Source organism: Deinococcus sonorensis KR-87 (assembly GCF_040256395.1).
Classification (GTDB): domain Bacteria; phylum Deinococcota; class Deinococci; order Deinococcales; family Deinococcaceae; genus Deinococcus; species Deinococcus sonorensis.
Map to the genome: position 1 here is coordinate 108,616 of NZ_CP158298.1, position 25,943 is coordinate 134,558.

The 25,943-nt window shown below is 66.4% G+C and carries 25 protein-coding genes; 10 read left to right on the forward strand and 15 right to left on the reverse strand.

Features of this window, described 5'->3' with window-relative positions; genetic code table 11:
- Window positions 1-228 precede the first annotated feature (228 nt).
- The 6 genes from ABOD76_RS03800 to ABOD76_RS03825 all read right to left on the reverse strand — a co-directional run bounded on the left by ABOD76_RS03800 (window position 229) and on the right by ABOD76_RS03825 (window position 8,153).
- Window positions 229-1,116 carry a carbohydrate ABC transporter permease gene (locus ABOD76_RS03800; protein WP_350242224.1) on the reverse strand — a complete coding sequence of 296 codons (888 nt, stop codon included), beginning with the start codon at window positions 1,114-1,116 and terminating at the stop codon, window positions 229-231.
- A 91-nt stretch (window positions 1,117-1,207) separates the two neighbouring features.
- Window positions 1,208-2,086, reverse strand: coding sequence for a carbohydrate ABC transporter permease (locus tag ABOD76_RS03805; RefSeq protein WP_350242323.1), 879 nt, complete (start codon window positions 2,084-2,086; stop codon window positions 1,208-1,210).
- A gap of 177 nt (window positions 2,087-2,263) precedes the next feature.
- Window positions 2,264-3,511, reverse strand: a complete 1,248-nt coding sequence (locus ABOD76_RS03810) for an extracellular solute-binding protein (protein ID WP_350242225.1) — start codon at window positions 3,509-3,511, stop codon at window positions 2,264-2,266.
- A 37-nt stretch (window positions 3,512-3,548) separates the two neighbouring features.
- Entirely contained in the window at window positions 3,549-5,810 is a 2,262-nt protein-coding gene (locus ABOD76_RS03815) for a PIG-L family deacetylase (protein ID WP_350242226.1), read from the reverse strand.
- On the reverse strand, window positions 5,807-7,216 hold the full coding sequence (locus tag ABOD76_RS03820) for an argininosuccinate lyase (protein WP_350242227.1): 1,410 nt from the start codon (window positions 7,214-7,216) through the stop codon (window positions 5,807-5,809). The genes ABOD76_RS03815 and ABOD76_RS03820 overlap by 4 nt, the downstream gene beginning before the upstream one ends.
- Window positions 7,206-8,153, reverse strand: a complete 948-nt coding sequence (locus tag ABOD76_RS03825) for an ROK family protein (protein ID WP_350242228.1) — start codon at window positions 8,151-8,153, stop codon at window positions 7,206-7,208. The genes ABOD76_RS03820 and ABOD76_RS03825 overlap by 11 nt, the downstream gene beginning before the upstream one ends.
- Before the next feature lie 229 nt (window positions 8,154-8,382).
- Here ABOD76_RS03825 and ABOD76_RS03830 point away from each other — a divergent pair, with 229 nt between their 5' ends.
- From ABOD76_RS03830 to ABOD76_RS03840, 3 genes are all read left to right on the forward strand, one after another.
- On the forward strand, window positions 8,383-8,508 hold the full coding sequence (locus ABOD76_RS03830; RefSeq protein ID WP_350242328.1) for a hypothetical protein: 126 nt from the start codon (window positions 8,383-8,385) through the stop codon (window positions 8,506-8,508).
- A complete protein-coding gene (locus tag ABOD76_RS03835) occupies window positions 8,492-8,665 on the forward strand; it encodes a hypothetical protein (RefSeq protein ID WP_350242324.1) in 174 nt (57 codons plus the stop codon). Before ABOD76_RS03830 ends, ABOD76_RS03835 begins: the two co-directional genes overlap by 17 nt.
- Before the next feature lie 572 nt (window positions 8,666-9,237).
- Window positions 9,238-9,672 (forward strand): CARDB domain-containing protein, encoded by a 435-nt coding sequence (locus tag ABOD76_RS03840; protein ID WP_350242229.1) that lies wholly within the window; start codon window positions 9,238-9,240, stop codon window positions 9,670-9,672.
- 67 nt (window positions 9,673-9,739) lie between these two features.
- Here the strand turns inward: ABOD76_RS03840 and ABOD76_RS03845 are convergent, their stop codons facing one another.
- Window positions 9,740-10,333: a hypothetical protein gene (locus ABOD76_RS03845; protein WP_350242230.1), complete on the reverse strand. Its 594-nt coding sequence runs from the start codon at window positions 10,331-10,333 to the stop codon at window positions 9,740-9,742.
- Between the two features lie 408 nt (window positions 10,334-10,741).
- Here ABOD76_RS03845 and ABOD76_RS03850 point away from each other — a divergent pair, with 408 nt between their 5' ends.
- Both ABOD76_RS03850 and ABOD76_RS03855 read left to right on the forward strand, forming a co-directional pair.
- A complete protein-coding gene (locus ABOD76_RS03850; protein WP_350242231.1) occupies window positions 10,742-11,626 on the forward strand; it encodes a hypothetical protein in 885 nt (294 codons plus the stop codon).
- A gap of 252 nt (window positions 11,627-11,878) precedes the next feature.
- Window positions 11,879-12,271, forward strand: coding sequence for a hypothetical protein (locus ABOD76_RS03855; RefSeq protein ID WP_350242232.1), 393 nt, complete (start codon window positions 11,879-11,881; stop codon window positions 12,269-12,271).
- Window positions 12,272-12,496: 225 nt separating this feature from the next.
- Here the strand turns inward: ABOD76_RS03855 and ABOD76_RS03860 are convergent, their stop codons facing one another.
- The 4 genes from ABOD76_RS03860 to ABOD76_RS03875 all read right to left on the reverse strand — a co-directional run bounded on the left by ABOD76_RS03860 (window position 12,497) and on the right by ABOD76_RS03875 (window position 17,028).
- Window positions 12,497-12,919, reverse strand: coding sequence for a nuclear transport factor 2 family protein (locus ABOD76_RS03860; RefSeq protein ID WP_350242233.1), 423 nt, complete (start codon window positions 12,917-12,919; stop codon window positions 12,497-12,499).
- Window positions 12,920-13,061: 142 nt separating this feature from the next.
- Window positions 13,062-14,441 (reverse strand): serine hydrolase domain-containing protein, encoded by a 1,380-nt coding sequence (locus ABOD76_RS03865; protein ID WP_350242234.1) that lies wholly within the window; start codon window positions 14,439-14,441, stop codon window positions 13,062-13,064.
- Window positions 14,442-14,761: 320 nt separating this feature from the next.
- Window positions 14,762-15,214, reverse strand: coding sequence for an SRPBCC domain-containing protein (locus ABOD76_RS03870; RefSeq protein ID WP_350242235.1), 453 nt, complete (start codon window positions 15,212-15,214; stop codon window positions 14,762-14,764).
- A gap of 248 nt (window positions 15,215-15,462) precedes the next feature.
- A complete protein-coding gene (locus ABOD76_RS03875; RefSeq protein WP_350242236.1) occupies window positions 15,463-17,028 on the reverse strand; it encodes an FAD-dependent monooxygenase in 1,566 nt (521 codons plus the stop codon).
- 81 nt (window positions 17,029-17,109) lie between these two features.
- On the opposite strand from ABOD76_RS03875, the gene ABOD76_RS03880 reads away from it, so the two are divergent.
- A complete protein-coding gene (locus ABOD76_RS03880; RefSeq protein WP_350242237.1) occupies window positions 17,110-17,766 on the forward strand; it encodes a TetR/AcrR family transcriptional regulator in 657 nt (218 codons plus the stop codon).
- Between the two features lie 409 nt (window positions 17,767-18,175).
- Here ABOD76_RS03880 and ABOD76_RS03885 read toward each other — a convergent pair whose 3' ends face one another.
- Window positions 18,176-18,466, reverse strand: coding sequence for a hypothetical protein (locus ABOD76_RS03885; protein WP_350242238.1), 291 nt, complete (start codon window positions 18,464-18,466; stop codon window positions 18,176-18,178).
- An 82-nt stretch (window positions 18,467-18,548) separates the two neighbouring features.
- On the opposite strand from ABOD76_RS03885, the gene ABOD76_RS03890 reads away from it, so the two are divergent.
- Window positions 18,549-18,737 carry a hypothetical protein gene (locus ABOD76_RS03890; protein ID WP_350242239.1) on the forward strand — a complete coding sequence of 63 codons (189 nt, stop codon included), beginning with the start codon at window positions 18,549-18,551 and terminating at the stop codon, window positions 18,735-18,737.
- 127 nt (window positions 18,738-18,864) lie between these two features.
- Here the strand turns inward: ABOD76_RS03890 and ABOD76_RS03895 are convergent, their stop codons facing one another.
- Entirely contained in the window at window positions 18,865-19,563 is a 699-nt protein-coding gene (locus tag ABOD76_RS03895) for a hypothetical protein (RefSeq protein WP_350242240.1), read from the reverse strand.
- 548 nt (window positions 19,564-20,111) lie between these two features.
- Between ABOD76_RS03895 and ABOD76_RS03900 the strand changes: the two genes are divergently transcribed.
- Window positions 20,112-20,888: a hypothetical protein gene (locus tag ABOD76_RS03900; protein WP_350242241.1), complete on the forward strand. Its 777-nt coding sequence runs from the start codon at window positions 20,112-20,114 to the stop codon at window positions 20,886-20,888.
- Between the two features lie 169 nt (window positions 20,889-21,057).
- Here the strand turns inward: ABOD76_RS03900 and ABOD76_RS03905 are convergent, their stop codons facing one another.
- Complete coding sequence (locus tag ABOD76_RS03905; protein ID WP_350242242.1) at window positions 21,058-21,831, reverse strand: hypothetical protein; 774 nt, start codon at window positions 21,829-21,831, stop codon at window positions 21,058-21,060.
- Between the two features lie 463 nt (window positions 21,832-22,294).
- On the opposite strand from ABOD76_RS03905, the gene ABOD76_RS03910 reads away from it, so the two are divergent.
- On the forward strand, window positions 22,295-22,729 hold the full coding sequence (locus ABOD76_RS03910) for a hypothetical protein (protein WP_350242243.1): 435 nt from the start codon (window positions 22,295-22,297) through the stop codon (window positions 22,727-22,729).
- A gap of 148 nt (window positions 22,730-22,877) precedes the next feature.
- On the forward strand, window positions 22,878-23,024 hold the full coding sequence (locus ABOD76_RS03915; protein WP_350242244.1) for a sunset domain-containing protein: 147 nt from the start codon (window positions 22,878-22,880) through the stop codon (window positions 23,022-23,024).
- A 369-nt stretch (window positions 23,025-23,393) separates the two neighbouring features.
- Here the strand turns inward: ABOD76_RS03915 and ABOD76_RS03920 are convergent, their stop codons facing one another.
- Complete coding sequence (locus tag ABOD76_RS03920; protein ID WP_350242245.1) at window positions 23,394-25,898, reverse strand: bifunctional diguanylate cyclase/phosphodiesterase; 2,505 nt, start codon at window positions 25,896-25,898, stop codon at window positions 23,394-23,396.
- Window positions 25,899-25,943: the final 45 nt, after the last annotated feature.

Here is a 25,943-nt window from a genome sequence, read left to right on the forward strand (position 1 = left end):
TGCCGTTGAGTTCTTCCTGGTGGCCGTTCCTCAGGACCACCCGTGGGCGCCGCGCTCACGGGCGGTGTTCGCCTGTATGGCGACCTGGCACCCGCACGACCTCATCCCCCATCTTCTCCCGGAGCGGCGCAGTGTCATCATCTGCCGCTTACAGAGCGAGCGCTCCACCACAGCGCAACGCCGCACCATCGGGGTGGGCGACGACGGCCAGATGAGAAGCCGCGGCGCTCACCCCTTCATCCCGGTCAGGACGATGCCCTCGATGATCTGTTTCTGGAAGATGGCGAAGACGATCAGCACCGGAATCACGGCCAGACTGCTGGCGGCCATGATCAAGCCCCACTGGGTTCCGGCCTCCCCATTGAAGAGCGCCGTCCCCACCGGCAGCGTACGGAACTCGGGGTTCTGGATCACGATCAGTGGCCACAGGAACGCGTTCCAGTTGCCCAGGAAGGTGAAGATCGCCAGACTCGCCAGCGCCGGACGGACCAGCGGCAGGGCGATGCGCCAGAAGATCCCGAACTCGCTCATGCCGTCGATGCGGGCGGCTTCCAGCAGGTCATCGGGCAGCGTCTCGAAGAACTGGCGCATCAAGAACACCCCGAAGGCACTCATCAACCCTGGGAACATGATCGAGAAGTACGCGCCGGGGACGCTGCGGGTCAGGTGAAGGTCACTGACGCCCACGAACCAGGGGATGACCAGCATCTCGGTGGGAATCATCAGGGTGGACAGGATCAGGATGAAGATCAGGGTTTTGCCGGGGAAATCGAACTTGGCCAGGGTGTAGCCCACCATGGAGTCGAAGAACAGCACGCTGGCGGTCGTGACGCTGGCCACCAGCAGGCTGTTGGCGAACCACTGGATGAATTTGGTTTCCAGCAGCACCTGACGGTAGTTGTCCAGCGTGGGGGCTTCGGGGAGGAACCTGAGGTTGAACAGTTCCTGGAAGCTCTTGAGGCTGGTCAGCAGCATCCACATGAAGGGAAACAGCGTGACCACGATACCCACGGTCAGCACCAGGTAGGCCAGCAGCAGCGGGAGGTTGACGCGGCGGCGGGGTCGCGGGGTGCCGCTGGAGTCCCGGACGTCGGTCTTGGGGAGCGTTGTGGTCATGTGGACTCCACGTCAGGACCGGCTGTGGCAGTGAGGTGGGCACGCCCCGTCCTGGGGCGTGTGATGGTCTGTTTGGAGAGCCAGGGCCGGGTCACAGGTCATACCGCCGGGTCAGGAAGCGCAGCTGCACCAGGGTGATGGCCAGGATGATCACGAACAGCACCACCGTGATGGCTGAGGCGTAGCCCATCTGGAAGCGCCCGAACGCGAGCTGGTAGATGTACAGCGCCACCGTGGTGGTGCTGCCCAGCGGCCCACCCTGATCGGTGAAGTTCAGGTTGACCACCTGCGTGAACAGTTGCAGGTACGCGATGGTCCCGGTCACCACGCTGAAGACGATGGTGGGGTTGAGCAGCGGCCAGGTGATCTTCCAGAAGGCCTGCGAACTGCCCGCCCCGTCGATCTCGGCGGCCTCGTAATAGCTGCGGGGAATGGCCGAGAGCCCGGCCAGGAACAGCACGACCTGAAACCCCAGGTTCTGCCACACCACCAGCGCTGCGGTGGTGGCCAGCGCCTGATCCGGGGAGGTCAGGAAGTTCTGCGGGGGGATGTGCAGCCAGACCAGAAAGGTGTTGACCGGACCGAACTGCGGGCTGAACAGCCACTGCCAGACCCACGCGGCCGCCACGATGGGGGTGACGTAGGGGGCGAAGTACAGCGCCCGGAACACGCCGCGCAGGGCGCGGATCTTGTTGAGCAGCAGGGCGACCAGCAGTCCCAGCGCGATCTGCACCGGGACGCCGATGACGGTGTACAGCGCGGTGTTCTTGAGCGCTTGAGCGAACTTGCCGTCGGTCAACAGACGCTGGTAGTTGTCGGTGCCGACGAACGGCTGCTGCTCTTTGAGGATGTTCCAGTCGAACAGACTCAGGCGAAGCGCCGAGAGGGTGGGCAGGAAGCGCACAATCAGGAAGAAGAGCAAGGGCACCAGCAAAAAGGTGTAGGCCGTGCGGGTCTGGTGCCGCCGCATCGAACTGCCGCGCCGGGCTTTGGGCGACGCGGTCACGGTCACGAGGGGCCTCGTGGGTGGGTGGGTCTGGTCATCTGGACCTCTGACATGCAAGGGCGAGGCGTCAAAGCATCCCGCGCCCGCGCCCCATGCCCAGTCGTGCGCTGGGAAGAGAGGCAGGGGCACGGGTCTCCGGGTTTATTTGTAGTAGCTGTTCAGGATCTTCTGTTCATCGGCGGCGGCCTGCTTGACGGCGTCGGCAGGCTTGGCCCCTTTGAGCAACACCGTGTTGATCGCGTCCACCCAGGCCTTGCGCTGCCCGGCCTCATCCACGAACACCGTGGAGGACGCGTAGGGCAGACTGGCGATGAACGGCCCGTAGACCGGGTTTTTGAGCAGGTTGGGATCGGCGGCCAGACTGCGGCTGGCGGGAATCTCGCCCACGTTTTCCAGCCAGTAGCGCTGCGTGTCCGCGCTGGTGAGGAATTTCAGGAATTTGACGGCGGCGTCCAGTTTGTCGCCCTTGGCGTTCTTGGTGATGCCATTGACCCAGTACGAGCCGAAGTTGTCCTTTTCATTGGGGTTGCTGGCAAGCACGGGGAGCGGCGCCACCCCCCAGTTGAACTTCGCTCCGTCTTTGATGGTGTTGATGGCAAACGAGCCGTCGATGATCATGCCCACCTTGCCCGCGATAAAGGCGTCGCGGTAACTGTTGTTGCCGGGGAAGAAGTTCGGCACGCCCAGCTTGTATTTGGTTTGCAGATCGGTGTAAAAGGTCATCGCTTTGGTGCCCGCCGCGCTGTCGTAGGTGACGGTCTTGCCGTCCTTGCCGTACGGCTGGCCGCCGAACTGGCGTACCAGCACCTCACGCAGCACGTGGTAGTCCTGACCGTCGGGCTGGATGCCGAATCCCAGCGTGGTGTACCGGGGCGGCGCGCCCTTAACGATTTTCTGTCCATCTGCGATCAGGTCTTCCCAGGTCCGGGGAGGCTGGGCAATGCCGGCCTGCTTGAACAGGTCTTTGTTGTAAAACAGCGCCAGGGTGCGGACAGCCGTGGGCAGGGCGTAGTACTTGCCGTCCATCTTGGAGGTCTTCACCATCGGGGCGTAAGTGCTGTCGATGGTGGCCGTTGGGAATTCCTTGGCGGGGAGGGGTTGCAGGTACCCGGCGTCCACGTACTGCGGCAGCCAGCCGTAATACAAGTTCACCACATCTGGTCCCTGTCCCGCCGGGACGCTGGAGGCCACTTTCTGGCTGTACGCGTCGTAGGGGAAGGTTTCCTGCTTGATCTTGATGTCAGGGTTGGCGGCCTCAAACTTCTTGATCAGGTCGTTCATGGCGTCGACCTTGCTGGCGTACTCGTACTGCCAGTAGGTCAGTGTGACCGGCGCGGCGGACGCAGAGGCGAGGGACAGGCCGAGGGCCAGGGCAAGTACCTTGTTCATATTCATCTCCTGAAATGAATGAGCTGAGCGGGGGGGGTTAGTTGCCTAAGGTGACGCGAGGCCACAGGTACGGCAACGCCTGCTTCCCGCCCCACGAGAACGAGGCCCAGGCCAGCCCGCTCTGACTGATGTTGGCGCCCACGCGGGCGTCTGCCTGATCTCCGTCATACATCACCAGGTTCACGCCGATCGTGTCGCCGGGTCTAGGCACCGTGGGCATGGCCGCCCACGGCAGGCGGAACTCGATGGTATAGCCGCCGTCCACTTTCTTGGAGGCCACCTGCATGCCTGGGGCCGTTTCTTCCATCTCGCCCTGTCGGGCGTCGGCGTCGCGGAAGCCGCGCGCCCCGAAGCCCGCCGTGGTACAGGGGAAGGCGGCGGCCTGCATGGTGGTGCCGGTGTCCCGGCTGCTCCCGCTGGGGTCTACGGTCACGCCAATCGCGTCCGAGCGCAGCTGGGCCTTGATGTCGTCTGGGGCGATGTTGCAGGCCACCAGCTCATCCTTGACATTCATGCCCACGTAGAGAGACGTGTCGTCGTACCCGAGCGTGAAGCTGGCGCTGGCGTCTGCCGCACCCTCGGGTTTGGTCCGCCACCACAGGTCATCCGGGCCGATCTGGCTGCCCGCGCCCGCCGCCATGTCGCTCAGATCGCCGTCGATGGTGGGGGCCTTCTTCAGGCGCGGAATCGTCAGGGTGGGCAGCACGTAGGCGTTGGCCGTGTCGGTGAAGGTGCCGGTGCTCAGGCTGACCGGCAGCAACGCACTCTGTCGTCCGGCGGGCAGCGCGGCGGCGACGGCTTCCAGCTGCACCGTCAACGTCTTGCTCTGACCGGCGGCCAGCTGGTAGCGGGTGTCGCCGGACAGCGTGACGCCCGCCGGGAGCTTCAGGTTCAGTTCGCCGTTCACGGCCGCCTGGCTGCGGTTGGTCACGATCACCTTCACCGGGGTCTTCTGCCCCAGCGCCAGGGCCAGGCGGGTGGGCAGCGAGCCGATGACCCAGTCGGTGCCGGTCTGCCGCGCGAAGTCCTGATAGGCCGCCACGTCGAAGGTCGGGGCGAACGTGGCGACGACGGCAGGCAGCGGGCGCACGAAATTGCTGGCCCGGCCCGTGATCACCTGGGCGTCCTGCACGGCGCGGTAGCTGCCGGTCAGGGTGCCCCGCTCGGCGGCGGCCCCGGCGGGCGCGGTGACCTGGAAGGTGGCGCTGGCGGTCTCGCCCGGCTTCAGCGTGTTGGCTGCCGGGGCCGCCGACACCGTCCAGCCTGTGGGAGCGTTCAGGGCCAGCGTGACTTCGGTCATCGGCTGACCGGTGGTGTTGGTCAGGTTGACCGTGACCGGGGTGGCCTGGCCCGCGCCGATGTCGTAGGCGGTGGGGTGCACGGCCAGTCGGACGCCGGCAGGTGAGGACCCGCTGGGCGTCAGCGCGCCGGCCAGCAGCGAGGTTTCCTGGATGGGCGTGGGCACGCGCGAGGCCACCAGCATGAACGTTTCGGGGCTGGCCGTCTTGGCGGGGAGCGTGGAGAAGGTGTCCCAGCCCTGCGAGCGGTAGTTGAACTGCGCGATGTTCTTGAGGTCCGCGTAGCGGATCCGGGCGGTGCGCGAGACGTCGTCGGTCGGAATCTCGACGGTGGCGTCCTCGGCACTGTTGGGGTAGTAGTACAGCTTCAGGGGCGTGAAGGGCGCGATGCCTTCCTTGAGCTGCTCGGGGCAACGCGCCGGGTCACCCGCCGAGGTATAGGCCAGCGTGGCGGCGCGGGCGGCCATCTGGTGCTGGCCGTGGGTGCCGGGGCCGGGCCACATGGTCACGATCACTTCCGGGCGGCGCAGGCGCACCAGGCGCACCACGTCGCACACGAAGGCCGGGCCGCCCCACTTGGCCAGGGTCTCCTCGGCGGACAGCGTGAAATAGAAGTCGCGCAGCCCCAGGAAGTGCGGACTGTCCACGCCCAGCATCGCCAGCGAGCGGCGTTCCTCTTCCTGACGGATCAGGCCCAGGGCGGGGCCCGTTTCACGGCCCGTGGCGTTGCCGCCGCCCTCACCACCCGTCAGGGTGATCACCGTGCCCTTGTAGCCCCCGTCCAGCAGGTAGCGGGCCAGAATGCCCCCCACGCCGCCGTCGTCGTCGGGGTGCGCGCCGATGAACATCAGGTCCACGTCCATCAGGTCCAGGCCGCTGACCGTGCCGCCGTACCCGCCGGGGCCGGTCTGGATGGGGGTGGGGGCGGGGGGCGTGCTCTGGGCGCTGGCAGCGCCGACGAGCAGAGACAGGAGCAGGGCGGACCAGCAACGGTTCTTCATAGCCGACCTCCTTCGAGGTGCGTGCGGGCGTTCATGAAGCGGGTGGTGAGGTGATCGTGGTGGGTGGTGTCGGTGTTCAGGCGGTCGCGGGCCACCGTGAGTGCTCCGGCCATCACCGACGGGGCAGGGCCGCCAAAGGTGGTGCGGCGGGCGATGAACTCTGCTGGATTCAGGGCACGGTGCACCTCCGCCTGGGGCAGGTTCAGGCCGACCCCCTCAAGATCGGCGGCCGTCAGGGTGCTGACGGTGCGGCCCTGAGCATGCAGGTGCGCGAGGAGCGCCTTGACGTGAGCGTGGGCGTCCCGGAACCCGCACCCGGTCGTGCGGGCAATCACGTCGGCCAGTTCGGTGACCACCGTCTCGCCCTGCCGCGCCTCCCGCACCCATTCTTCGCGGTTGAGCCTGGGATTGGTCAGCGAGGAGATCAGCAGGTCCAGGCCGTCGCGGAAGTCGTGCCACATGCTGGTCAGGGCGGGCTGCAGGTCTGCGCCGGGATCGTTGATGTCCCCGAACGGGACGTTGTGGCTGGAGATGATCACGCTCTGCGTCACGCCGATGGCCTTGCTGAACTTGGTACGGGCGTGTTCCAGCGCCACCGGGTTGCGTTTCTGCGGCATCACGCTGCTGCCCTGCACCAGGCCGTCTTCCAGCGACAGGAGTCCGCGCGACGCCCAGAACAGCAGGTCGTACAGGACCCGCGACAGGGTGGTCGAGACCACCGTGATCACGCTGGCGATCTCCACCTGCCAGTCGCTGGCGCTCACGGCGTCGTACGTGTTCTCGATCGGTCGGTCGAAGGCCAGCAGCGCCGCCGTGCGCGTCCGGTCAATGGGAACGCTGGTGCCGCCCAGCGCCACCGCGCCCATCGGGCTGAGATTCAGGTGGGTCATGGCCCCCAGCATGCGCGCCGTGTCGCGTGACAGGACGTTTTCCACCGCCGTCAGGTAATGCGCGAGGGTGGTGGGCTGAGCGGGCTGGTGGTGGGTGTACGCAACGATCACCGTGTCGATCTCACGCGCGGCGAGGTCCAGCAGGGTGCGCCGCAGCTGCAGCACCCGCTCCATCGCCCGCATCAGGCGCTGTCGGGCGCTCAGCCGATAGAGGGTCATGTCCAGATCGTTGCGGGACAGCGCCGTTCGCAGCGCGCCGGCCGCGCCCGCGTTGCGGGCGGCCAGCGTCCGGTCCAGCGTGAAGAACACGTCCTCGACACTGGGATCGTAGGCGGGGAAGGGCTCGCGGCGCAGCTCGCGCAGCAACGCTGCCGCCTCGTCCGCGTGCGCCACGCCGCAGCCGTCCAGCATCAGGGCGTGGGCACTCAGGGCGTCGAACAGGTGGGGCAGCAGGTGCTCGGAGGCGTAGTCGTAATCGGGTTGCAGGACGACCCGCAGATAGGTGTCATGCCACATCGGTGGTGGCTCCCCCCAGGTCTTCCACGCGGGCCAGCAGGTGTGCGTGTGCCTGTTCGCGGGCCAGCAGGGCCGCGCCGCGCAGCACCGCGTCACCCACATCCGGCAGCAGGTGGGTGGTGATCGACAGGTCCAGCAGGTCGCTCAACTGTTCCTGCAGGGCAGCAGCGCGGTCCTGCGGCAGCCCGAGCACGACATGTTGCAGGTCCAGGGTATGCACCAGTCCAGCCAGCATGAACGCCGTGGCGTCCAGGCGTTCGGGGCTGGGCAACCCTTCCAGCGGCGCCGCGCCGCGCGGGGTGGGCCAGCGCGCGCGGCCAATCTCTCCGGCGCGGCCGTGCATCCCCCGGTACAGTTCGCCGCCGAGCAGGAGACCGATGCCCGTGCCGCTGGGCCGTTCGACCAGGACAGCAACGTGACTCCAGCCGGGAGATTCGCGGGTGGCGGCCAGCGCCACGAGGTTCGCGTCGTTCTCAAAGGCGTAGGTCACGCCAGCGTCGTCCAGAAAGGTTGTGACACGATGCACGTCGAGGTGATGGGTGACATTGGGTTCCCGCACCCGCCCCTGGGGATCAACTGGCGCCGGCAGGCCGATCAACACGTGGCGCAGCGGCCCGTACGCAGAACCGGCCAACGCCTGAGTGAAGCTGTCCAGAAGCACGTTGGTGAGCTCCGCTTCAGCGCAATAAACCTGCTGCTGCTTGGGCGGGCCGCCCGCCAGACCGCTGAGCTGGGTGTGGATCTGGGTCGGCTGAAGGTCCACCCCCAGCACCGCGCCCACCTGTGGATGCAACTCGACCCGGTGAGGCGTGCGCCCCACGCCCTGATCGGGGAAGATGGAGAGCTGGGCGATCCCATGATTGAGGAGCTCCTGCACCACGACATTGACGGTGACCTTGGAGAGACCGGTCTGGTTCGCAAGCTGCGGGCGTGTCAACCCAGGCCCTGCACACAACAATTGTGTGACGGCGCGACGATTCAGACGCCGTAGCTCACGCGGCCGACCCATAATGCCTCCTCGATAAGAAACTTTATTAACGATGAGGTGCACTGTACACCCGGGTTTCAGGAAAAGCAACGCCTCGCAGATCTCCGTTCCGCAAAGCATGTTCACCTCGCTGGACGTCAGCGAAGTCGAGGCAGAACCACGGCCATACCCTGACGTGGTGTCCGGCGCGCTGACGTCCGAGGTCTACGACTGGCACCACGAGTTCGAGGATGAGCCCATCCGCATCGATTCCGAACTCAAATGCGGACCGCTGGGAATGCCGGAAGGTGGAAGTCTTCCGTGACGGCCGACGACGGTGCGCCACCTCGCTGTGGGCGGCTGGGTCAACCGTGCTGGCAACTGTTCAGGTTCCCCCGCTCGACGAGATGTTGACTGACCCTAAAACGACCGCAGCGTTGCACCACCTGAAGATGTTTGATGGGCTTCACGGTGGGTCGTGAGCCGCTTTTAGCTCACGCGGAAGAGCGGGCGAGTGCGGCATGCTGCACCGCGTCCGTGCACATGTGCGGTTCGAGGGCACGGTCAACCGGAGTGACGTGGCCCCCTCCTGTACCCCTCAGCGCGTGCTGGAGGGGCCTTCCTGGCTTTCCTGTGAGGAAGGTGTGTTGGAGTGCGTCCTGGACGGTGGTTTTTCGTGCGTGGGGTGCAGGGGGGACGGGAGGCAAGACAGTGCCGTTTCGCCTTCGTTTTTCGCACTAATGTAAATTGGTGTGAAACTAGAATGGAACGGTGGACGCGACCCGACCACCCCCGGCTGCTTGAGCCAACCATGCGCGCAGACGTGTTCCTCAGCACATACAGGACACGCCTGCTGAGGCCGGAAATGCGCACTTCAGTCGCGCTGGGATGTTCGTCAGACGACCTGGGCAGGCGGGCAGTGTTCCACGCCCGGCCAGCGGCAGCGGGCATGTTCCTCAGCATTCTATACAAGCGTTTTCAAGTGAAGGTCTCGACCGATGTTTGAGGCGCTATAACCATCCAGGCGAACTTCTGACGCGCCTTTGGAGGAATCATGATCAACCCGATGCACATCATTGCCGGAGTGTTTACCCTCAGCGCCCTCGTCAGCTGTGGCGGCGGCACGCCCAGCGGCAGCACGCCGGCACCCAGCGCAGGTGGAAGCATCAAAGCGGAAGTGACCAGCGTGAAGGAAGTGCCTTCGACCACGTCCAGCACCAAGCTGGCGTTTGAGTTCACGTTCAAGAACACCGGCACCAAGACGCTGGCGCAGACCTCAGCGAAAGTCGCCTTTACCCTGGGCACCAAGCAGGTCGGTGACGACATTGCCGTCCTGAACGCGCCGCTGGCCCCTGGAGAGACGAAGAGCGTGGATTCCGTGTCGGTGCCTGCACCGAGCGCCTACACCTGCTACACATACTCGGTGACGGCCATTCCGGACGATTACAGCGGCACGTACCAGTTCACCTCAACGCCTCAGTGCCACTGAACACAGGCGACAGCTGGGAGGGAACAAACCACGTTCCCTCCCAGCTTCTTGCTCTGGCCTTGATCGATCAGGTCTCTCGTCCTACGCCAGCGTGCGGCTCGGCCGCTGGGAGCCTGAGCATCACGCGCTGCTCGGCCGGGATCTCCTCCGGGTTGTTCGGATACTGGGTGTAGGTCTTCTGGACCCTGGGGTTGGGAAACGCCCGCAAGGCCCCGAACTGCCGATCGGACGCCCGCTTGGGCAGGTGTGGCTGCAGCTGGGCGTCACCGTCCCCGCGGCGGGAAAGCGCTGTGTACACCTCGTCCGGATCCTGCTGGGCCAGGTACACGGCGAACAGGGTGCCTGTGCCCACCTGCGAGACGGGGGCGTCCGGGACGAGCAGGCGAGGTGCGGTCCTTTGCTCGGCGACCACGGCGACGTCTGTCACGCGCACCCGGCCAGCATCCGGTGGGCTGGGCGCCACGAGCAGCTCGTGCAGCTGAATCACCCAGGTGGCGTGTCCACCGCTGATGGACGCCAGGACCTGATGGATCGGCGCTCCGAGGAAGACCGACAGCGGCGCGTCCCGCGTGAAGACCAGCAGGCACTGGTGGCCTTCGGCGTCGTCGCCCATGGCCACGCTGTCACGGTCGAAGAACGCGTTCAGCAGTCCGGGCTGCATCACCGCTCTGGCATGCGCCTGAGCACGGACCTGCAGTTCCTCTTTGCGCGACTGCTGTTCTGGCGTGAGCCGCGGGCGCGGCGGAGTGGGCCTGCGGCGGCGAACGATCAGGGGTCTCAGAAGGAACAGCAGGCAGACGACCGCGAGCCCCCCAAGAAGGTGGAGGAACCAGTCTGGCGGGGTCATGGTGCCAAGGTACACCGCTGCAGGCACGGGTGAAGCGCATTCTGGTCGTTCTTCATGACTCGGCCACGCCATGATTCTGGTCCCGGGCGGAACAGGACGGTTCGGGCCGGGTCGGGGTCGTGGTCGGACACGTCCTTCAGAACCGACGTGCATGTTCGGCATCAGAATGGGGCCGCATCACCAGCACTGAGGCCAACCGGTGGTACCTTCGGGAGACTCTGCATGCGCCGACTTCCTCCGGATCAGGCCCGCATCGACGTGGAGCTCGACCGCATCATCCGCCAGACGAACCTCGCCGGCGGGATCGTCTTCGCGTGGCTCGACGAGTGGTTCAAGCGCAACTGGATGTACTTCGACCTGGAACGCCCGGCGATTAACACACCGCAGTGGCTGAACACCTTGGACGCCGAGGAGCACTACGGCCCGATCGCCACTGACCCGCAGGGGGACCCGCCGCTGTGCAGCGCTGAAGCGAAGGCGATGCCAGCCGTTCCCGGCGCACCGGGCCTGCTCGGCGAGGCCACCCCGGCAGGAGTGCAACTGGCCTGGAAGACGGAGGGGCAGACCCGTGTGCTCCTTTTCGACGTGCACCCGACCGCTGGAGACGAGTGCCGCGTGACGCTGAAGGGGACCAAGGGGCAGCTGCTGGTGAACAGCGGGTACCGGCCATTCAAGCCGCAGGTGGTCGGAAAGCAGACCTACCGGCTGTACGACCCGCACGCCACGCCAGTCCCAGTGGCGCCGCTGGTGCCGTACGTGACCTTGCCGAACATCCGCCGCCTCGGCCGGGACGGCACGGTCTACCCGGCCGAGACGGACGAACCCGGGCAGCTGCGCGGCGGAGGGGCTGAAGATCCGGCCAGCCGGGACCTCACCGAGGACTTCTGCACCGCCGGCGGCTGGACGCACCTGAGTGTGCCGTGGACGCCGCTGAACGTCACCGACCCGTCGTCGCACCAGGTGCAGGACGGCCGCCCCTCGGCGGACCGGCAGGACCACACCCTGCGCATCGAGGGCATCGGCGGATGCGTCCACTCAGAGGTGTTGGCGTCCCCGGCGCATGCAGGCATGACCCAGCCGACCGTCATCCGTTGTCTGCGACCTTGAGGCCACGGCGACCCGCGGACCGCCTCACCCTTGCCGCCTGGCTGTCCGTGCGCTCGGCGCGGCGGTCCCGAGCGAGGAAGCGGAGCCGGGCCTGGTCAGCCAACGGCCGACCGGTCGCGCTCGCCCAGGCACACCGTCCGGCCATGGGTCCGGCCGGGCATCATCGGCCAGTCATCCGCGCACGACTACAGTTCAGCGCAGGGATGTTCAGTGTGCGGAGGCATGCCGCACGCCGATCCCAAAGGAGCTGTCATGAAGAATCTGCTGATGATCCTGCCCGTTCTGGCCCTCATCGCCTGCGCCCCGGCCCGTGGCACTCCACCCATCGTGTACATCGGCACCAGTGCCGACATCCTGGCGACGGCGGCGCAGATCTGCCCGGCGCTGCGCCCGGACTCGATGCACAACTACATGAGCGTCCGGGCCATCACGCCAACCGCGGTGACCTGCGCTGCAGATGAAACGACCGGCTGGAAAATCGTGGACGCCCTGGGCGGCTCGAACAGCTCGGAGAGTGGCGTGATCATCACGGCCTTGCAGAACGGGGCTTCGACGAGCGTGGCGATCAGCGGGACGGACCAGAACCTGAGCAACGCGGTCTTCGCGGAGCTGGACAAGAAGTTCCAGCGCGTGCAGGTGCCCTAGGCGCCCGCTTCAGTGCGGCAGGCCGACGTCGTTGGTGCGCTGCGGCCATGTGGCCCAGCCCGCCGCATGGGTGTTGTGCCTCCCGCCGTCGTGCTGCGGCCCAACTCGGTCACACGTGGGGGCATCGGTCAACGGCACCGGGTGGCAAGGGACACGCCGACGCGAGCGTGTCGCACGGGAGCCCTCGCCCGTCAGCGCGTCCGTCGGTCCCGAGCGGCGTGTGGTTCACATGGTCAAGTCCTGACCGAGGGCCGTCTCGTTGCCCACCCCGAACGACAAGTGCCAGTGCGCCACCCGCCACTCCTCTCCGTCACGCACGCAGACCAACGTCAGCCGCGCGGGCACCACCTGACCGTCGGGCATGACCAGGTGGACGTCCTCGGCCCCCCATCCGGTGTCGCCGCGTTCCACGATGCGCTGGCGTGGTCCGGGCTGCACCTGGATGCCACCAGCGCGCATCTCGTTTAATTGCGTGCGGAGCACGTGGCGTACGGGCGCTTCGCCTTCCCACCATTCCTGGGGGTCAGATCCGATGACGAGCAGGTCACTTGACGGCCAGAACAGCGTGTCGATCTGTTGCTGATCACCGGTGTTGAAGATCTCGTGGACCCGCATGAAGACGTCACTCACTGAAGTCATGGCCGTCATATGAACCTCCTTTTCATGAGCATCATCAGCACGGCCTCAGGGAGCGCCAGGTCCTCCGTGCCACAACCGGAAAAGATCGTGCTACGGCGTATCCGACATGCCCCACGCCGGTCCCTCGATGCGAGCGGGCCTGCTCTTCACCTCAGGCGGGATCGATCCGCTCGAGCACGCGGCCGGCCCGCACCCAACGCACGGCGCCGCTCGCGTCGCGCAGGAACTCCCCCTGCGCGCCCTTCCCCTCTCCTTCAGTGATCACGAACGTCCGCTCGGACGTCAACGCCACCTGCCGCGGGGGCACCGGAGGCGGAGCAGGCCGGTCCGCGAAGGCCGAGTAGTCCCCAGGGGAGAACTCGAGGATCAGGCCGCCGTTCGCCGGGCGGAACTCGAAGATTTCCCCGTTCGGCCGCCCCCGGTACCGCCCGGCATACGGCTCGAGGTCTTCGGGACTGAGTGTGAGCGGCTCCGGTGCGGGCACCTTCACGCCCAGCAGGCGCTCCAGGACCTCGCCGAGCAGGGCGGTCACGAGCTCGCTCCCGTTCAAGGCGTTCGTCAGGACGCTCACGGCAACGCCGTGCTCTGGGGCGAGGGTGAGCTGCGCGATCTGCCCGTTCGTCCCTCCGCCGTGCGACATGAGCTGCACGCCGTCCACGTCACGCACGTGCCAGGCGAGCCCGATGGAGGCGACCGGCGAGGCGGGGAGATACGGTTCACGCATCTGGGCGATGGTCGCCGGGGACAGCAGCCGCTCACCCGTCTCGCTCACCCCGCCATTCAGCCAGAAGCGCGCGTAGCGCAGCTGGTCCGTGACGGACGTCACCAGGCCGCCCATCGCGGCCGCGTACCGACCGACGTACCAGTCGCGGGCCACGACCGGCTCGGCCCCCCGCTCCAGCTCGAAGTGCCCGACCGCGAAGCGGCGCGTCATGACCTCGTTCGGGAAGAAGAACGAGGCCTGCAGACCGAGCGGTTGGAGCACGAGGTCGCGGATGGCGGCCTCGACACTCTGGCCGGTCCGCACCTCGAGGAGCCGCCCAGCGAGGGCGAAGCCGGCGTTGTTGTACGAGTACACCTCCCCGAGCGGCAACGTCTGTTCGAGGTCGGCCATGCGGGCGACGTACCGGGCGAGCGCGTCGTCCCCGTCGCCCTGCTTCTCGAAGAAGTCCCCGGGCCAGCTGCCAGTGTGGGTGAGGAGATGGCGGAGCGTGACGCGCGCGGCGACTTCCTCGTCCACGAGCCGGAATTCGGGCAGGTGGAGGCGGATGGGCGTGTCGAGGTCGAGCTCGCTGCGCTCGACCAGGCGCATCAGCGCCAGGGCGGTGTACGTCTTGGTGATGCTGCCGATCTGGAAGAGCGTGTCCTCGGTGACCGGGAGGGGATGCTCGGCGTTGGTGACGCCGAACGCGGCCGTGTGCGCTTCCCCGTCCACGATCAGGCCAAGGGCGACGCCGGGGACCTTGTGTTCGAGCATGAGCGCCTGAACGCGTTCGGTGAGGGCGGCGACGTCGGGGTGGGTGGGCACCATGGGTGGACCTCCTCGGATGGGCTGGGCTTGTCTGGCATCTTAACCTGAACCCGTGTCATGCCAGCGAAGAAGTGGGGGACGTGCTGTACGGGGAAGCCTCCGGCACCCGGCTACGCAGGTCTGCAAGGTCCGCGTTCAGGTCCTCGACGGTCCGGGGGTCATGGGCCCCTCAGGCGCAGGGGCAGAAGGGAGGCGACGCTCAACGCGGTGGGTTCACCAAGGGATGCGAACGCGCACAACGTCTCCATTTCAATCCGACTGGCACCCGAAACAGGGGGAAGATCACTGCGCTGCGCCCCCCCGGGCGACACCACTGGCCTTCAGGCGGACGACAGGTCACGTTGCATGGCCCGCGCCTGGGCTTCGAATCCCGCCTGCACCCACTGCACGGGGACGAAGATGGCGGCCGGGCCGTGAAAGACCTCCTCGGTGGTGTAGGCCGTGTGGCCGTTCGGGAGGCGCCGGAGCGTCTGCACCCGCTCGGAGCGCAGGAGGCCCCAGCGGGCGAACGGACTGTCGTACCGCCAGGCGACCAGCGCCGCACCATCGGCAGGAGGGTGCACGCGCGTGACCCGTTCGTCGGAATGGATGTACCGGCCCTCACGCCAGCGCAGCCGGAAGCGCATCTGCACGCCCTCGGCCGCGCGGCTGGCGCCCGTGACGTCCACCACGAAGGGATTCCAGCGCCTGTAGGCGCCGAAGTCCACCAGCAGGTCAAAGACCCGTTCCAGAGGGGCTTCGAGCGTGATCTCAGCGCGGGCGGCACGGGGCATGAGGGGTAGTATAGCGGGGCGGGAGCAGGCCCTCAGCACCTCCGCGAACGCCCTGGGCACCGGCCTGGACCCGAAGCTCGCCCGGTCGGAGCGAGCAGCGGACACCGGCCGCCGAACTGAGCCTTTTTTTGACGGCCTCCTCTGGCGCGTCAAGCTTGGGGTGCGCTGGCGTGACCTCCTCGACGCGCTGGCCACTGGCACACCCATCTCCCTCCGAGTTCAGGGCGACCAGGCAGCTGACGGTGTGCTCAGCGGTGCTGAAGGTGGTCGGGGAGGAGAGGACGCAGGTACCCGATGATGGCTGCTTCCTGGCCCACGGGCACACGTGCGGCGAGGTAGCCGTCCGGGCGGATGAGGATGAGTTCGTCGCCATCGGGGGCGTAGGTCCGCGTCGTCTCCCCCGTCGTGTCCTGAAGTTCCGTCCCCTCACGGGTGCCGATCTGGTGAACGTGGACCTGGGAAGGGTCAAGGCCGGCCAGGGTGGGCCGGGGGCCTTCGGTGAAGGCGAGGAGCGTCCAGTGGGGGCCGCGGAGGAGGTCGAAGACCGCCCCGTCGAACTGTGGACCGTGGAGTCCCATGGCGTTTGGGGCGCGTCGCCCAGCGGGGAGGGCGGAGGCGCCGGTCATCGCCCCAGAGGTCAGGGAACTGGTGGGGTAGGCGATGGACAGCCCGCTCGTGAGGTCGTCGGACAGCTCACCCAGGGTTTTTGAGAGGCCGGCACCGCTCTCCCTGCGCATGGTGCTCTGGGCCTGCTGCATCTTGCGGTTGCTGTCCTCCAGCACCGCCTGGGCGACCGGAAGCCGTTCCTCTTCGTAGGTGTCGAGCAGGGCCGGGGCCGCGCCACCGAGGACGGCGGCCAGCTTCCACCCGAGGTTATAGGCGTCCTGAATGCCGGTGTTCATGCCCTGTCCGCCCGCCGCCGGGTGGACGTGCGCGGCGTCGCCCACCAGGAAGACCCGCCCTTGACGGTACCGCTCGACCATCCGGACGTTCACGCGCGAGATGGAAAGCCAGGACGCGCTCGTGAGCCTCACCACGCCAACGCCGGCGCGTTCGTCGAGCATCTGCTGGTAGAGCGCCAGCGAGGGCGGGGCGGGCTCGCCAGTCTCCGTCGGGATGGGGCTCTGGAGCTGCCACAGGTCGGTGCCTGGGAGCGGGGTGAGCCCGATCATGCCCTGCGGGGAGGTCCACACGTGCAGGTACCCCCGGTCCAGCCCTGGGGCGGTCACGTCCCCGAGGTACCACCGCTGGTCCTCGTACGTCTCCCCCACGAGGGGCAGCCCCACGAGCTTGCGGATGCGGCTCGTTCCACCGTCCGATCCGATGACGTAGCGAGCACGAATGGTCTGCACGCCGTTCCCGGTCACCACGTCCACGGCCACGCCGGTGGAGTCCTGGTGCAGCGCGGTCGCCTCCATCCCGAACTCGACGTGACCGTTCCATCGCGCGTGCTGCTCGCGGAGTGCCGCTTCCACATCAAACTGGGCGATCCACACCGGGTCCGGGAACGGGGTCTCGGACGGGCGGCCGACCCGGGCGGCGATGTTCGGCCGGTCCACCACCGTGCCCGCCGCGTCATGGAAGCGGGTGGGCAGGTCGACCACGCCGCGCTGCATCACCCGCGCGGCGGCCCCCAGGTCATCAAGCACCTCGAGCGCTCTGGGCTGAATGGTCTTGGCCCTCGACGCCGTGCTGGGCTGCGGCGCGCGTTCGATGATGCGGTGCGGAATGCCGCGCCGCGCGAGGTCGCAGGCGAGCGTGAGCCCGGTCGGTCCTGCGCCGACAATCAGGACGTCGGTGATGTGATCATGCATGGGGTGGCCTCCTGGAACTTCGGTTCCGCATCTATACTACACCGTATAGTGTAGTTTTGGCGAATGATAGAGTGAACGCCGATGATGAGGACGCAGAGTGCGAGCAAGACGCGGGCCGGTTCCCCCCACAAGCGCGAGCGCATTCTGGAGGCGGCCCGCACGCTCTTCCTCACCGAGGGCTACGAACGGACGAGCGTTGACGCGATCTCCGCGCGCGCTGAAGTCTCGAAGCGGACCGTCTACGACTACTTCGGTGACAAGGAGGCGGTGTTCGTCGCCGTGGTGGAAGCGGCCAAGCGGACGTTGATGGCGTCCGTGCAGGCCGCGCTGGATGACGAACTGACCGAGGGCCGTGACCTCGGGGCGGCGCTGCTCGGCTTTACCCGGCGGGTCGCCACCGACACGTTCTCGTCGTCGTCGTACGTTGTCCTCCGGAAACTGCTGGTGACCGAGGCCGCACGCTTTCCCCTGCCCGGACAGCCGGCAGGCGACACGCCGGAGACGAAGATCGCCGAACGCTTTGCCACGCTCACCCAGGTTGGTCTGCTGGAGGCCCCCAATGCACTTCGGGCGGCGGAGCACTTCACCGCGCTCACCTTCGTACTGGCGCTGGATCACCTGGGGCAGAACTCCTGGCGTGAACTGGGCAGCGATGACCTGGCCGAGATCGACCCCATCCTTGTCGATGGGGTCGCGGCCTTCCTGCGGGCGTATGGACCGCTTCGGCGCCTCCCGTAGGTGATGCGGAGCGGGGGGCGTCCAGGGCACCGGTCTCACCTCCGGCACCCCGTCCGGCGGGCCCCCTTCTCGCGGCAATGCGCTGGCGTCTGGTGCGCACCTGCGCGTCGAAGGCCACGTGAGTGAGCCTGCGAGGCTCGTCCGCATAGGTCCAGGCCGACAGTGATCAGCGGGTCGTCCAGGGCTCCGGGCATGACGGTGCTGGGCTGCCATCGTCGTGCTCTGAATCAGGAGTACGCTGAGAGAAAGATCTTTCCGATGGGACTCGACTTCGCTTGGGAAACACAACACCCATGCAACCCGTTCAACCAACAGCTCGCGCTGATCGATGCGGGTGTCCTCGAACAGCTGGGGGTCGGTCAGGTGCAGCAGCTCCAAGTTGGTCAGCTCGTGCGGGTGCGGCTGGGGTTCAGTGGCCGGCGGATATGGGAAGGTGGCTTCCTTCCCGGTGGCGCTGACGAAGCGCACGTCGGTGGCCAGAATGCCCAGCCGGGATCAGGTCCGGCCCGGAGGCCTGCTGTACCAGGTACGCGGCGTCAGCGCTTTTGGTCAGGGTGAGGTAGAAGGGATCGGTCAACTCGCGCCGAAGCCGGTCATCCTGACGCTTCTGCTCCATCGCAGCAATCTCGCGCCGCTCCTTCTCCATGTGCTCGGGATCGAACTTGGTGTTCTGCCCATGCCCTATCGTGCCGCCATCCATAGACGTTTGTCTACGTGTTGTGTTCACTCCATTGGAACGCACGCGTCAAACTACTGTGTAAATCGGGGTGTAGGATTCCTCCATGAGCGAACCCCCGCAACCGGGTACCATCTCCCGGATGGGTCGGGAGTCCGAGCCGCGCTACGAGGTGCGGCGGGTGCTGCAGGAACACCCGGAGTATTGGAACGTGGAACTGCAGGGCATGGACCCGCCGTATGCCAAGGTGCGCGTGGTGATCGTGCGCGAGCACTGGCTGATGCGGGCGGTGTAAGTGTAACGGGCCAGGAATGCCGACAGGGTGATCCACACACCTCGTGGACCACCCTGTGATGACGCTCTCGTCCAGGTGGATTGAACCTCGCAGCTGACCAGCACTCAGCCCACCTGTTGCCGTTGACTTAATAGGCTTCAATCGTGTCGCTGGTCCAGACCGTCGTCGTCTCCGTTCCTCGACTGAGCTTGGAGGTGCGGGTGACGTGCCCATCCGGAAAGACCACGCTGGTATCCACGCTGGTCATGGCGTTCCAGCCCTTCTGCAGCGTCAAATCCACCTGCGTGGTGATTGAACCTTCGCAGGTTTGGGTGCCGGCCATGCGGGCCGGTACGTCCACGTACACCCAAAGGTTGACGGTGTCGACGGAGAGGGTGGATCCATCACTCTTCTGAGTGCTCGTGCGCTTGATGGATCCCAGCGGCACTTGCATGGTCCCATCTGTGCTCAAAAACAACGTGCTGAAGCCGGTCTGTCGGGTGGTGGGGGGCGTCACGTCGATCTGCCCGCTGCACGACGGGTTGGAAAAACTGGGAACCGGCTGCAGGTACGGTTCCACGTCCACGTCGGCGGCTGTGGGGAGCGACAGCGTGAACGTCCCGTCGGCCGCGACCTGTGCAGTGGCGAGTGGCGCCGAGCTGCCGCCGGGGACCGGAAGTGGTCGCAACAGCACGCTGGCCGCGCCACCTCCAGTCAGGGCGTCCTGACCCTGGATCTGCCCGTGTAGGGTCGTGAGCGGGGTGATGGTGGGGGGTTGGTGTGGGGTGCACGCGGCGAGCACGAGCGTCAGGCCGGCAATGCTGAGGCCAGGGAGAAGGTTCTTCACCAGGGCACTGTAAGGCGCGTCGTGTCCGGTGGACCCCACACATGTGAGCCGTTCCACGCGACCGGACGCGCCCGACTGGGCCGTAAGTGTGCGCGCACTGGCGGGCAGGAGTGGTCTGACGCGGTTAGGCAGTCTCAATGCCGCCCAGGAACACCCGATCAAGCCAGAAGCGCGCTTGGTCGTGAGCCTCGGCGTTCTGTGGAAGTATGTACCACGACTCTGGCCCCTTCGCCCAGCACTTGCCGTCCTCCAGCTGTTGCCAGTTCAGTGTCGGATTGGCGGAGTTGAAACGGTGGCCCGGCCAGCGGTCGCGGTCTCCCATTCACCGAGTTCGCTGATCAGGTCTTCGCCATCGGGGGTGGAGACCTCCGTGCACCAGGGCATGGGACGAGCATGACATGGCGAACTCTGGTGAGACGGCCAATTCTTCCGGCAGGTTATCCACACACTTCCGCACAAGGCCTATGGGTAACCGCTAGGTCATAAGCACCTCAGGTCAACGACATATGTGGGGTGCATCAACCACCTTGTGGCCTAAAGTCTCTGAGATGAACAAGCTCCTGCCCGCCCTCGTCATCCCTGCATTGACCCTCCTGCTCGGGGCATGCACCCAACCCACCACCCCTCCCGTGGCCACGTTCACTGCCTTGCACGCCCGCGTCCAGGGCCAGGAAGCGTTGACCGGAGATGGCGCAGCCCATGTTCAGCTGCTGCCGAGCAACAGTGTGACCGGCACGGCACCGCTCGCCACCGCGCAGGTCGGGTCCGATGGGACCTTCACGCTGAAGCTCGCTACCGCCGCCAAAGTGAACCCATACCTGCAGGCGATGCCCACTCCGCCCGCCGACAGGACATGTAGCGGGACGGTCAGAGCGACCCCATCAACGGCGCGCCAGACCCTCATCGACTCGCTGAACCTGACCAACACCGGCGGTGTGCAAGCGTTGATGTCCACGACCCCCATGATCAGAAAACAGAACAGCGACGGGTCCGTCTCCGCGACGTATACGACCAACGTGCTGTTCTACACGGACGTTCCGACTCGCCTCGCCGGCTCCCAGACCTGCACTGAGGCCGAATACACGTTGGTTTCGGAGGCAGACCTGAACTTGCAGGCAGGCTGGAATCTTGTGTCCATCGTTTCCACTGGCATTGGCTATCTGGATGGGCGTGTAGCCCTCATGGATAAGTTCATCCAGGGGACGACCGCGGCGACCGTGTGGACCGCCGCTGGGACAGACGGGCCGGCCACAGCCCAGAGCGTGAGTGCCGTGAACGTGCTCAAGGAGTTACGGTCGCACAGCACGTTTTTCCACCGCAACTAAATCAGCGCGACAAAGGGGGCGTTCAGCATCTGATGTGGAGGGCCCCTTCACAGCACCTGCAATCGTAGGATCAATAAATAACTGCAGCGCACAATGTTGTTCCTCGTCCTGGCGGCAACAGAAATAAATCTGGACGTCCCACCATCGTGCGCGTTCTTAACCTCGCGATTTAGTAGATCAGACCGTCGATTGCCCTGACCACATGCTGCGTCTGCATCCCTCTGTTCTGCGAGAGGGCTGTGTAGGGTGGCGTATTGAAGATGGACGGCCCAGCAGCAGAGGACAGACTATACACGATGGACCATTCCTCTGGACTCGAGCCATGATGATCCACCACTGTGCTCGTAAACGCGATCAGGTTCCAACCGGCGTTCAGTTTGGTGCCCGACTCGTACGTCACCGTGCCACGCCCATCAACCGGGTCTAGGCACGTTGTGCTGCCGCTCAAGGTGGTTGCTTGATCGACATACCACCAACTTGAAGACTGAAAAACACGTGTTTCGGTGTCCACCGTGTAGGTCGTGCTGCCGGTCCCCATAAAGGCCATGGTGATGTAGGTGCCATCACGCCACACGTTGAGGGTGTTGAATCCCCAGGACCTGGCCGTGGGTGTGCTCGAGATTCGTTGGCCGGCGCACACGCCATCGTTGACCGCGTCCGTGCCAAGTCGATGCATGTAGGGTTTGAGGATTTCCGCGCTTGGCAGGATCAGGACAAATTTCCCAGCCGCATCCATGGTCGCCTGTGCCACCAGCGGATTGGTGTCGGAGCTGTTGTCCTGAGCCGGGTTCGCCAGCAACTCGACCGTCCCGGGTCCACCGTGGACGTTCTTCACAACGCCGCTGATGCTGGGAGGAGCAGGAGACAGGTGTTCATCAACGTTTCCGCAGGCACTCAACCCGATCGTTAGTCCTACGCTGGCCAGCATCAGTCGAGTCTTCACCGAGGCACCGTATCAGCCATTGCCTCATAGGCTGCTCGAATATGTGGCCTCGTATGTATGTTCAGTCCAGATCAAACGAGTAGACCTACAGCTAACTTAAGCCTTCGCAGTCGCCTCGCGCGCGAGGCGTACCCTGAGGCCATGAAGGGCTACATCGGCACTGGAGGCTGGGCCAACGAGGATTGGATGCAGAAGCCTGGGGTGGGTACAGGTGATCACGATGAAGGGCTGAACACTGCCAACTCTATCCGCCGGTAAATGAGGGATGCTGCCTGAGCTTGGCTGGTTGAGATGGATACGGTTGACCGCCGATGTATACGGCGCTAGAATTGTCAACATCAAAGGCGACCTTCGTGGTCGCCTTCTTCCTTTCAGGACCTCCGGACGACAGAGGGGGGAGCTTGCTTCTCCAGGCCTGGGCCGATCATCAGAACCGGTTTACCTCCGTCCAGCAGACTGAGTCATGCGACCGTTACTGCTCATCCTGGCCCTACTGGGGCTGGCGTCGGCTCAGGGCTACAACATGCAAGCCGCGATCCTCCCGGATCCCAAGCTCTCCCCAGAGGACGTCCTCACCACCGACACCACATTGATCTGCCAACCGGGCTACAACCAGACCGTCCGGAACGTCCCCCAGCCGCTGAAGGAACAGATCTACCGCGAATACGGCATCACCCACCGGGAGAGCGGTGAGTATGAGATCGACCACATCGTTTCTCTGGAACTCGGCGGCTCCAACTCGGCCCTCAATCTCTATCCGGAGAGCTTTGAGACTCAGCCGTTGAACGCGCATGTCAAGGACACCCTAGAGAACAAGCTGCACGCATTGATCTGCAGCAGCCAACTGGACATCCGGGTGGCGCAGCAGGCGATTGCCAGCAACTGGACCGCCGCCTAGGTGAAGTACGTTGGGCCGCTGCCCGGTGGGCCAGCGTGGTGAAGCCCGGCAACTCTGGCGGGCCAACCACCGTTCCCACTCCGGTAACGCCGACGCCGCCCGTGAGCGCCCCGGTCTCCGGTGCCGTCCAGCCGCTTGCAGATGGTTCATGCCCGCCTCCGCGCCGCTCAAGGTCAGCCAGGCGGGCATCTACTACCTGCCGACGGGGGACGCGAACTACAGCCGTATCAAGGCCAAGGCCTGCTTTGCTACACCCGCTGCGGCACAGGCGGCCGGGTACCGGGGGATCAAATGACAGGGAGCGAGTTGCAGATCCGCGTCAACGCAGCAGATGGAACAGAGGGCGGGTCGGCCAGTGAGGTGGACCTGCAGTTGGCCCATGCCGCGGTGGCGCTGATTCAGTTCAGTGCGGGTGAACGGCATGCTCGCAGGCCGACCGGCAGATCAGCGCCCACACGGCCCCACGGCTTTCCTGCAGGGTGAACGGCAGGCCGTTCATGGCCCATCGCAGCGGGCGGTTCCGGTTGGGGGTCAAGGGCCTCACCGCCGTCGGTAGGCAGCGGCTTCCCTTGCGTCCGCCGATGCAGACCACGTCAATGGCATGTGACCGGCAGCCGAGATGCCGGGTCAATCTGCCGGGCCGCGGGTGATCAAGCGGGCCGCTTCACTGAAGCAGATCCCCCACCGACGCGGCGTCCTGCGGGCGCGCGAACAGGTACCCCTGCGCTTCCTGGCACCCCAGGGCGATCAGGGCCCGCCGCTGTGTTTCGGTCTCCACGCCTTCAGCGACCACCCGCATGCCGACCCCGTGCGCGAGCGTCACCACCGCGCGCACGATCGACGCTTCGGTGGCCGTGAGGTCTTCGGTCAGGTCGCGCACGAACGACTGATCGACTTTCACGACGCTGGCAGGCAGCTGACGCAGGTAACTCAGGCTGCTGTACCCCGTGCCGAAGTCGTCAATCGCGACACTCACCCCCAGGTCGCGCAGCGCCCGCAGGCGCTCGGCGTTCGCCCGCACGTCCCGCATCGCCGCGGACTCGGTCACTTCAATTTCCAGCAAGTCCGGCGCGAGCCCCTCTGCCCTGAGGGCGTCCTGCACGTCCTGCAGGAAGTGCTCCCGGGCGAGCTCCATCGCCGAGACGTTCACGGCGACCGTGACGGGTGTGCCGGCCGCCGCCCAGCGCTGGCCCTGCCGGCACGCCTGCCGCAGCACTGCCTGACCCAGCGGGTGGATCACGCCGCTCTCCTCCGCCACCGGAATGAACACGCCCGGTGAGACGGTGCCGCGCTCCGGGTGCCGCCAGCGCGCGAGCGCCTCCACCGCCATCACCCGCCCGTCGGCGAGCCGCACCCGCGGCTGCCACGCGACGGTGACCTCGCCGCGCGCCAGCCCCGCCCGGAGCTCGTCGGCCAGGCGGGCCCGGTCATGCCGGGCCTCGTCCGAGCGTTCGTCATACACCGCGACCCGGTGCTTCCCGGCCGCTTTCCCGCTGTACATCGCCACGTCCGCCCGCCGCAGCAGCTCCTCGGGCTCGACATGAGCGTCGCTCCAGGCCACGCCGACGCTTGCCGTGAGGCGCACCTCAGGCGCGCCCTGCACGCGGACCGGACGTTCGAGCGCGCTCAGGACATGCCCGGCGAGGACCAGCAGCGCCCCGGCGTCCCGGGTGACGAGCACGAACTCGTCCCCGCTGTACCGGGCGATGAACGCGTCCGGCGCGGCCCGGCGCAACCGACCGGCCATCCGGACCAACACCCGGTCGCCCACCGCGTGGCCGTACAGGTCGTTCACGCGCTTGAATTCGTCGAGGTCAATGAACAGCACACCGCAGTGAGGCTCCTGCGCTTCCTGGTGCAGGAAGCGCAGCAACGCCGGTCGGTTGGCGAGGCCGGTGGTGGCGTCGGTGTACGCGAGGTGCTCAAGCTGCGCCTGCGCCGCGACGCGCTCGGTGATATTGTCGTTTACGGTGATCAGGCCGGCAGGTCGGCCGTCCGGATGCCGGGCGATGGTCATGCGGCAGCGCACGTCCAGCTGACGGCCACTCCGGTGCGTCTGCACCACCTGCCCTTCCCAGTAGCCGCGCTCCTCGACGCTCTTGAGGAACGCGCCCTCGTCCGGCATCCGGAAATCGGTGGGGATCAGCTCCCGCAGGTCGCGGCCCTCGAGCTCCTCACGCTGCCAGCCGTACAGTCGGGCCGCGGCGGGATTCCAGGTCCGGAGTCGGAAATGCTCATCGCAGCTGATGACCGCCTCGCTCATGTCCTCCAGCACCCGGGCCTGCTGCTCCAGCTGCGCCTGCGCGTGCTTACGGTCTGTGACGTCCGCCGCGGTGTCGACGGTGAGGGTGACGCGCCCATCAACGTCCCGCAGCGTGGCGCGGTGGTAGCGGACGTCCATGATCCGCCCCTGACGAGTGACGCGCCGCGCCTCGCCCACCCCCTGAAGCTGCCCACCCTGCGGGACCGGCGCCGGAGGCGGTCCGTCGACCTGCAGTTCTGGCGGTGCCTGACCGAGCACCTGGGCGGCCAGGTGGCCGTAGAGGTGCTCGGCGGCCCGATTCCAGACGCAGACGGCCCCGGCGTCATCCACCGCGTAGGTGGCGAGCGGGATCGCCTCAATCAGGGCGCGCAGCTGCTCGCGTTCATGGCGGACGGTCTTCAGCGCCAGCCGCTGCGACAGCAACGATTCGGCGAGGTGCGCGAACGCCTCAAGGTCCTGCAGCTCCGACGGGCTGAAGGTCCGCGGCCGACGGTCCACCGCACACAGCGTGCCGAGCACCTGGCCGTCGAGGGTGCGCAGCGGCACGGCCGCGTACGCAACGACGGCGCCGGAGCGGGCGAGCGGCAGGTCGCAGAAGTCCGGGTGGACGCGTGTGTCGGCGGCCACACTCAGGGACCCGCGCTCCACCACCCGCGCGCAGAACGAGTGGCGCACACTCACGTGGCCCGCGTCGCCGCTGCTCACCGCGAGGGTCACCTGCCGCTGCGCGTCGACGATGTTCACCGCGACGACCGGCACCTGCAGTGCACGGGCCGCCAGGGCCACCAGCGTGTCGAGGGCCGGGTCCGCGGTGCGGCTGGGCAGGTCATGGCGGGCCAGGGCGAGCAGCCGTTCAGGAGCGGTCAGGCGTGAACTGAACCCGCCGGGTTGGCCGGCATTCATCATGGCGGCACGTTACCGGCGCCGGTATCACGCCCCTCTGACAGGGCG

Excerpts from the sequence above, each read along its gene's own strand:
- ABOD76_RS03855 (WP_350242232.1), top strand. The coding sequence starts at position 11,879 with ATGAAGAATCTGCTGATGATCCTGCCCGTTCTGGCCCTCATCGCCTGC.
- ABOD76_RS03865 (WP_350242234.1), bottom strand. The coding sequence starts at position 14,441 with ATGGTGCCCACCCACCCCGACGTCGCCGCCCTCACCGAACGCGTTCAG.
- ABOD76_RS03820 (WP_350242227.1), bottom strand. The coding sequence starts at position 7,216 with ATGTGGCATGACACCTATCTGCGGGTCGTCCTGCAACCCGATTACGAC.
- ABOD76_RS03875 (WP_350242236.1), bottom strand. The coding sequence starts at position 17,028 with ATGCATGATCACATCACCGACGTCCTGATTGTCGGCGCAGGACCGACC.
- ABOD76_RS03800 (WP_350242224.1), bottom strand. The coding sequence starts at position 1,116 with ATGACCACAACGCTCCCCAAGACCGACGTCCGGGACTCCAGCGGCACC.
- ABOD76_RS03915 (WP_350242244.1), top strand. The coding sequence starts at position 22,878 with ATGCCCGCCTCCGCGCCGCTCAAGGTCAGCCAGGCGGGCATCTACTAC.
- ABOD76_RS03890 (WP_350242239.1), top strand. The coding sequence starts at position 18,549 with ATGAGCGAACCCCCGCAACCGGGTACCATCTCCCGGATGGGTCGGGAG.
- ABOD76_RS03815 (WP_350242226.1), bottom strand. The coding sequence starts at position 5,810 with ATGAAGAACCGTTGCTGGTCCGCCCTGCTCCTGTCTCTGCTCGTCGGC.
- ABOD76_RS03900 (WP_350242241.1), top strand. The coding sequence starts at position 20,112 with ATGAACAAGCTCCTGCCCGCCCTCGTCATCCCTGCATTGACCCTCCTG.
- ABOD76_RS03860 (WP_350242233.1), bottom strand. The coding sequence starts at position 12,919 with ATGACGGCCATGACTTCAGTGAGTGACGTCTTCATGCGGGTCCACGAG.
- ABOD76_RS03805 (WP_350242323.1), bottom strand. The coding sequence starts at position 2,086 with ATGCGGCGGCACCAGACCCGCACGGCCTACACCTTTTTGCTGGTGCCC.
- ABOD76_RS03840 (WP_350242229.1), top strand. The coding sequence starts at position 9,238 with ATGATCAACCCGATGCACATCATTGCCGGAGTGTTTACCCTCAGCGCC.
- ABOD76_RS03880 (WP_350242237.1), top strand. The coding sequence starts at position 17,110 with ATGATGAGGACGCAGAGTGCGAGCAAGACGCGGGCCGGTTCCCCCCAC.
- ABOD76_RS03850 (WP_350242231.1), top strand. The coding sequence starts at position 10,742 with ATGCGCCGACTTCCTCCGGATCAGGCCCGCATCGACGTGGAGCTCGAC.
- ABOD76_RS03910 (WP_350242243.1), top strand. The coding sequence starts at position 22,295 with ATGCGACCGTTACTGCTCATCCTGGCCCTACTGGGGCTGGCGTCGGCT.
- ABOD76_RS03810 (WP_350242225.1), bottom strand. The coding sequence starts at position 3,511 with ATGAACAAGGTACTTGCCCTGGCCCTCGGCCTGTCCCTCGCCTCTGCG.
- ABOD76_RS03845 (WP_350242230.1), bottom strand. The coding sequence starts at position 10,333 with ATGCAGCCCGGACTGCTGAACGCGTTCTTCGACCGTGACAGCGTGGCC.
- ABOD76_RS03920 (WP_350242245.1), bottom strand. The coding sequence starts at position 25,898 with ATGATGAATGCCGGCCAACCCGGCGGGTTCAGTTCACGCCTGACCGCT.
- ABOD76_RS03870 (WP_350242235.1), bottom strand. The coding sequence starts at position 15,214 with ATGCCCCGTGCCGCCCGCGCTGAGATCACGCTCGAAGCCCCTCTGGAA.
- ABOD76_RS03885 (WP_350242238.1), bottom strand. The coding sequence starts at position 18,466 with ATGGATGGCGGCACGATAGGGCATGGGCAGAACACCAAGTTCGATCCC.